This is a genomic window from Candidatus Bandiella numerosa (assembly GCF_021811875.1).
Lineage (GTDB): Bacteria > Pseudomonadota > Alphaproteobacteria > Rickettsiales > Midichloriaceae > Aquirickettsia > Aquirickettsia numerosa_A.
On record NZ_JAJBJD010000084.1, the window covers coordinates 1 to 4,564 of the forward strand.

General features: G+C 30.8%; 4 protein-coding genes and 1 pseudogene. 1 reads left to right on the forward strand and 4 read right to left on the reverse strand.

Going from position 1 to position 4,564, the window contains the following annotated elements; genetic code table 11:
* From L8D11_RS03570 to L8D11_RS03580, 3 genes and pseudogenes are all read right to left on the reverse strand, one after another.
* Positions 1 to 136, reverse strand: a pseudogene (locus L8D11_RS03570) (IS6 family transposase); the annotation flags it as partial.
* A gap of 248 nt (positions 137 to 384) precedes the next feature.
* Positions 385 to 1,896 (reverse strand): CDP-diacylglycerol--serine O-phosphatidyltransferase, encoded by a 1,512-nt coding sequence (gene pssA, locus L8D11_RS03575; protein WP_236870304.1) that lies wholly within the window; start codon positions 1,894 to 1,896, stop codon positions 385 to 387.
* Positions 1,897 to 1,913: 17 nt separating this feature from the next.
* On the reverse strand, positions 1,914 to 2,705 hold the full coding sequence (locus tag L8D11_RS03580; protein WP_236870305.1) for a phosphatidylserine decarboxylase: 792 nt from the start codon (positions 2,703 to 2,705) through the stop codon (positions 1,914 to 1,916).
* 166 nt (positions 2,706 to 2,871) lie between these two features.
* Here L8D11_RS03580 and L8D11_RS03585 point away from each other — a divergent pair, with 166 nt between their 5' ends.
* Positions 2,872 to 4,053 carry an MFS transporter gene (locus tag L8D11_RS03585; RefSeq protein WP_336886385.1) on the forward strand — a complete coding sequence of 394 codons (1,182 nt, stop codon included), beginning with the start codon at positions 2,872 to 2,874 and terminating at the stop codon, positions 4,051 to 4,053.
* An 85-nt stretch (positions 4,054 to 4,138) separates the two neighbouring features.
* Here the strand turns inward: L8D11_RS03585 and fliQ are convergent, their stop codons facing one another.
* Positions 4,139 to 4,405 carry a flagellar biosynthesis protein FliQ gene (gene fliQ / locus L8D11_RS03590; RefSeq protein WP_236870307.1) on the reverse strand — a complete coding sequence of 89 codons (267 nt, stop codon included), beginning with the start codon at positions 4,403 to 4,405 and terminating at the stop codon, positions 4,139 to 4,141.
* Positions 4,406 to 4,564 lie beyond the last annotated feature (159 nt).

Here is a 4,564-nt window from a genome sequence, read left to right on the forward strand (position 1 = left end):
CATGACTTACTTCTATTCCTCTGTATAATAGTTGCTCTCTCACATCACGATAGCTCTGATTAAATCTATGATATTGCCATATCGCCTGTCCTATTATCATCATTGGATATCTATGTCTGTTTGGTGTACCCCTCATCTTTTTTGATATTTATTTTTTTAAATCCTACAATTTTATAATCTTTTATTCAATATCAGAATTTTATTCTATTTTTAACTTGACTGTGCCCAGTAACTATCTCAAAATAAAAATTTTTTGCGAATAATCCACCACCATATAAAGTCTCAACATTTTTTGTGCTCATTATTTTGCGCCGCAAAGAACCTTATTTCATTCTGTTAATGCAATTAACAGAGAGGTAACGTCAAAATTATCCCTATAATTGACTATCCAAATTCTTTAGATATCTTAATCACACCACTTGACGCAATATAAGATTCCTTAGAATTACTGTAGACCATAATACCAGCTCTAGATTTTTTATTAAGTATTTGTTGCTCGACACTTTTCCTATTCACAATATTACTATTCATCATACCCCTTTTCTTACTATCATTTAATGCCATAAGCAATCCACTACTATTTTTAGCAGTTTTATTAATTTTTGTTATATATTTGCTACTATGAAGAGGATTTTTTGAATGATACATCGCTATCGCATCTTGCCAATTATTGGTTTTTTGATAATTGCTAGCAAGGTAATATGCTGAATATCCAACATTATGATATGGTGAAACCATTTGCTCTATGTTTGAAAAATTATGTTTATGATATTTATAGTTTATCTGATTACAACCTATATCTATGTTTTCTTTACCATTTGCTATATGTATTTTCAGAGCTTTGATTAGCTCATTTTTAGTGCTGAAAAATCTTGATTCTCCATTTATATTAGCAGTCCACGGCCAAGGTTGAAGCCTCCTTGAATTTTTATCATACTTTCCAGATTCTACCAAAGATATTAAATATAAAAAATTCTTGGGAATATTATACTTTCTTTCAAAAAGTTTAGTTGCATTTAAGCAATGCAATACATCAGAGGAATTATATTCTGATGCATTTGATATTTTTAAATTTGAACCAATCAATGCGCCAAACATAACAAAAACAACTAAAGCTTTGGCCAAAATATCAGAGCCACTCCCTTTCTTTATTTTGTTATAATAATAAAAACTTATTATAGGTGTCAAAATAATATAAAATAATCCTATTACTGGTAAAAGAACCCAAGGCTCAAATATAATACCAGTAAAAATAATGCCCGAAACTATAAGTATAATATTTACTCTTTCTCTTGGTACAGTCATTTTTTTGGCAGAATAAACTGGAATTTTGCTTATCATTAAAAGACCTATTATAGTCATGTATATTGCATTATACCAATATGAATATACATATGATTTATCAGTAAAAAGTTCAAAAGCACACATCATCGGAATCAATAATAAACCCGCAGCAACAGGCATTGGAACTCCAATAAAAAAATTATTTTTAATTTCATCATTCTCATTATCACTACTTTGCACATTAAATCTGGCAAGTCGTAACGCTGAGCAAGCTATGTAAAGCAAAACGACAGCCCATCCAACCCCTTTATATGGTATTTCTATGAGCGACCATAAATAAACTGCAATACCAGGAGCAACTCCAAAATTACATAGATCAGCTAAAGAATCTAGTTGAGCACCAAATTCACTAGTAGAATTTAATAGCCTGGCAATTCTACCATCAATACCGTCAAGAAATGCAGCAATTACAATTAATGCTGCAGCTATATTAAATTTCCCATCCAATGAATACCTAATGGATGTTATGCCTAAACATAACGCTAATATCGTAATCATGGAAGGTATAAGCTTCTGTATTGGTATGTTTAATTTTTTAGGTGCTATAGACATTTAAATTACATAACTATTTATTTGTTGTCGCTTACTTTTTTTCTTACAACCTTAGCTTTGGTCATATTTACAGGCACACTCTTATCATCTTCCTTGGAGCTAACTGATTTTTTAGGCGCAGAATTTTTTAAGCTCATTTCTTTTATATCTTTAAATTCGCCAATAACTGTCTCCCCACCTATCATTCTTTGCCCTTCCAATACCTTGATATCAAAGCTTGTTGGTAAATAAAGATCCACTCTACTTCCAAATCTAATTATACCAAATCTTTCTCCTGTTGTTACTTTTTTCCCTTCTTTTAAATCACATACTATTCTACGAGCGATGAGCCCTGCAATCTGAACAACGCCAATTTCCTTTTTATTACTTAGCTCTAAAAGGATTGACTGTCTTTCATTATGCTCACTAGCCTTATCCAATGATGCATTGAAAAATTTACCATGATGATAATTAAGTTTTTTCACTATTCCAGCTATTGGTATTCTATTAACATGCACATCAAATACATTTAGAAATATGCTTATTCTGTTCATTTCATCTTGTGTATTTGCTATTTCCTCTGGTAATTTCGCCCTTTCAATTTTTTGCACTATTCCATCAGCAGGACTAACAACTACATTTTCTTGCTTGGGAACTACCCTGTTTGGATCGCGAAAAAAGAAGATGCACCATAGAGTTAATATAACTCCGATCCAACCCAAAGGTGGAGACCATACAAAAAATATCAACGTGATTATCGCAAAGATACTTATAAAAAAATATCCCTCCTTATGGATGCTTGGGATAAATTCTCTGATATGATCTAACATAAAATACATAAATTAATTTTATTACCTTATATCACTATATAGCACACAACTCAAATTGAAAAATTTTTATTCTACTGGTATTTTCTCTTTACTTTTACTTTTTTTGTAATACAAATGAGAAAAATTTAGGTAATAACTTATTAGATTTTTCTTTATTATAGTAGCAATTTGCTTCGTAGTTGCGCATGTGCAAAATGATATTATCTCCCCTACATTTCCTGATATGATTAAATTTTTTAACACAAACCCTAAGATATTTCATCTACTAAGTAGCAGTTATTCCTTAGGGGTAACTATAGGTAGCTTTTTCATAGGTCCTATTTCTGATTATGTAGGCAGAAAAAAGACACTGTTAGCTGGATTGTCTCTTTTAACAGCTGGTTGCATCGGTAATATGCTATCTTCAAACATATATTATCTAATATGTTTTAGCTTTTTTCAAGGGATTGGTACAGCTGCCCCAATGGTTGTGTGTGTTGCGATGATATTTGATGTTTGCAATAAGGAAAGAGCAAGGACTTTTATTGGTTTGCAAAATGGAATATTAACCTTTGGAAAAGCAATTGCCCCAGTAATAGGAGGATATTTGGGATTGCTACTAAGTTGGCAGTTTAATTTTTTATTAATTACAATTTTTACAAGCTTATCAATATTATTGATATCAATATTTATTGACGAAACCAACCAATTTATTCCAAATTCCTCTCAAAAAAATCAAAATTACCTACTTAATAATCTACATCAAATTTACAAAAATTATCTATTTTTGCTTTTGGATAAAGTAATGGTGGCATATCTTTTTGTCCTTGGATTTATGGCATGCAGTATAATCACCTTTACTGTAAGCGCTTCAATCTTATATATAAACCATCTAGGAGTGGGTAAAAGTGTATATGGATATTATCAGGGAGCTGTATGGGCTGTTTTTGGTACGTTTTGTTTTTTAACACGCTATATTACTAAATATACAAACATTTCTGTGGCAAAAAAAATAGGATTTTCCCTGATGATTATTGGTTGCGCTTTACTTAATTACACTGCTTATATATCAACCACCCCATATTTGATTACATTAAGCATGATGATATGTAGTGCAAGCTTCGCAATTTTGATAACAATTTTATTCACTGACGCAATGTCACTTCACCCTCATATTAAGGGCGCAAGCTCATCAATAATTGCATCTACTAGAACTCTTTTAGTAGCAATTGCTGTAGCTTTAGCAGGTTATTTTTTTAATGGAACTATTATACCTTTAACAGCTATAATTACAGTTTTACTTGGCTTAGTTATAATAATATACGCATTTATCATTGCCCCACAAACATGTAAGGCAAATACATACTAATTTATCAACTATTATTGCCATGATTAATAACGTGCCCCACTCTAATAAATTACTTTTTCGTTAATATCTACTATTCGTGAATATGTTATTGCAAATTAATGATGTGCGAGACGATAGTTTCCATATAACTAGAAAATACGCTACCCATATAATTTAAGGATAACAATAAAGAAAAAAATACAGCTATGATTTTTGGCACAAATGAAATTGTGGGCTCCTGAATTTGTGTTAAAGCCTGAACTAATGATATTAATACACCAACAACTAACGCTACCAAAAGAAGTGGCAAGGACAACTTTAATAACACTATTAGACTATCTTGTGCTATTTCTATAATAGTTCCTGCATCCATTCTAATTTAACTTTTCATTTAGTTGTTTATTGGGCACAGTCAAGTTAAAAATAGAATAAAATTCTGATATTGAATAAAAGATTATAAAATTGTAGGATTTAAAAAAATAAATATCAAAAAAGATGAAGGGCACACCAAACAGACATAGATATCCAATGA

Coding starts and splice junctions, on each gene's coding strand:
- pssA (WP_236870304.1), bottom strand. CDS start 1,896: ATGTCTATAGCACCTAAAAAATTAAACATACCAATACAGAAGCTTATA.
- L8D11_RS03580 (WP_236870305.1), bottom strand. CDS start 2,705: ATGTTAGATCATATCAGAGAATTTATCCCAAGCATCCATAAGGAGGGA.
- fliQ (WP_236870307.1), bottom strand. CDS start 4,405: ATGGATGCAGGAACTATTATAGAAATAGCACAAGATAGTCTAATAGTG.